This is a genomic window from Bartonella refiksaydamii (assembly GCF_902652675.1).
In the GTDB taxonomy this organism is placed as follows: domain Bacteria; phylum Pseudomonadota; class Alphaproteobacteria; order Rhizobiales; family Rhizobiaceae; genus Bartonella; species Bartonella refiksaydamii.
This window is the reverse complement of sequence record NZ_LR736373.1, coordinates 1-1,240: the sequence shown is the minus strand read 5'-3', so window position 1 is coordinate 1,240 and position 1,240 is coordinate 1. Positions and strand designations below refer to the sequence as shown.

The window sequence follows — 1,240 nt, the reverse complement described above, 5'->3', positions numbered from 1 at the left end:
CAACTTTTCAATCACATTGATAATGCAACAAAAACATATGTCACAGAAATTTCCTCAAAAGCAATTATCACGATTACTCCCTTCGTATCAATCGGTCTCACCATCGCTTTTATCATATATGGATGGCTCGTCATGCGTGGTGCGATAGATATGCCAGTCTCTGAATTCTTAAGCCGTTGCTTGAGAATAAGCATTATTACTTCAATTGCACTGACTACAGGACTTTATCAGCCAGAGGTTGCAAATTTTATAATAGAAATGCCTCATGACTTGTCAAAGGCACTCATAAACAATCCACCAGATAACAACAACTTAATCAATTTAATTGACAAAGTCGCTGGAAAAGGCTTCGAACGTGCAAGCGAAGCTTTCGAAGAAGCTGCTTTCTTGAATGCTGATGGACTGCTGTACGGTCTCTTCGGTATCCTCATCTTGCTTGCAACAAGCTTCCTAGCTGCAATTGGCGGTGCATTCATTTTAATAGCAAAAATCGCACTTGTATTACTCGTAGGCCTCGGACCACTCTTTATCATTACCTTGCTCTGGCAATCAACCTATCGCTTTTTTGAGCAATGGATTGCCCAAATCTTAAGCTACACAATTCTCATCGTACTTCTAGCTACCGTATTTAGTCTCATGATGAGTATCTTTGCAAATTATATGTCCGATCTGAAATTCAATGGACAACAGAATGTAGGCCATGCGCTTGGTGGTGCTCTCATCTTATCTATTATTTCCATCATATTGTTGTTCAAACTATCAAGCATTGCCAGTGCTTTGGCAAAAGGCGTTACATTTGGACATCTTTGGAGATTAAATGCCACAGGAAGCATACCTTCACGGAACAGCCGCACAACCAGATAACCCATTAGCATAGTAAAAGATACACGTTCTACAGTTAATCGTTTCCGTAAACAAAAATGAAATTAAGAAAATAACAATAATAACAAGCCACATATTTTCTATTCAAAATTGAAATAATGATAATAATGTGTTAGATAAATATTTACAGTAGAGAAAGAGGAGTGTTATAATGAAACAAATCATTATTGCAATTCTGATTACAAGTCTTTTATCGGCTTGCGTATTGGCTCCAAAGCCAAAGCAGCCAAGTAATTGGAACCGTGTGCCTGTTAATAAAACAGTCCCTGCCGAAATTCAGCGAGGAGTCATATGAAAGAAAAACAAGCTAAACCAGTAAAAGCCGAAAAACTTAACAGTTATTATGAAGAAAGCCGTG

The 1,240-nt window shown here is 38.0% G+C and carries 2 protein-coding genes; both read left to right on the top strand.

Annotated features, from left to right (window positions below):
• A partial coding sequence (locus tag GQO39_RS08535) for a TrbL/VirB6 family protein (RefSeq protein ID WP_246668564.1) occupies positions 1-864 on the top strand: 864 nt, incomplete at its 5' end.
• A gap of 169 nt (positions 865-1,033) precedes the next feature.
• Positions 1,034-1,177, top strand: coding sequence for a TrwH protein (locus GQO39_RS08530; RefSeq protein WP_156851775.1), 144 nt, complete (start codon positions 1,034-1,036; stop codon positions 1,175-1,177).
• Positions 1,178-1,240 lie beyond the last annotated feature (63 nt).

Coding starts and splice junctions, on each gene's coding strand:
- GQO39_RS08530 (WP_156851775.1), top strand. CDS start 1,034: ATGAAACAAATCATTATTGCAATTCTGATTACAAGTCTTTTATCGGCT.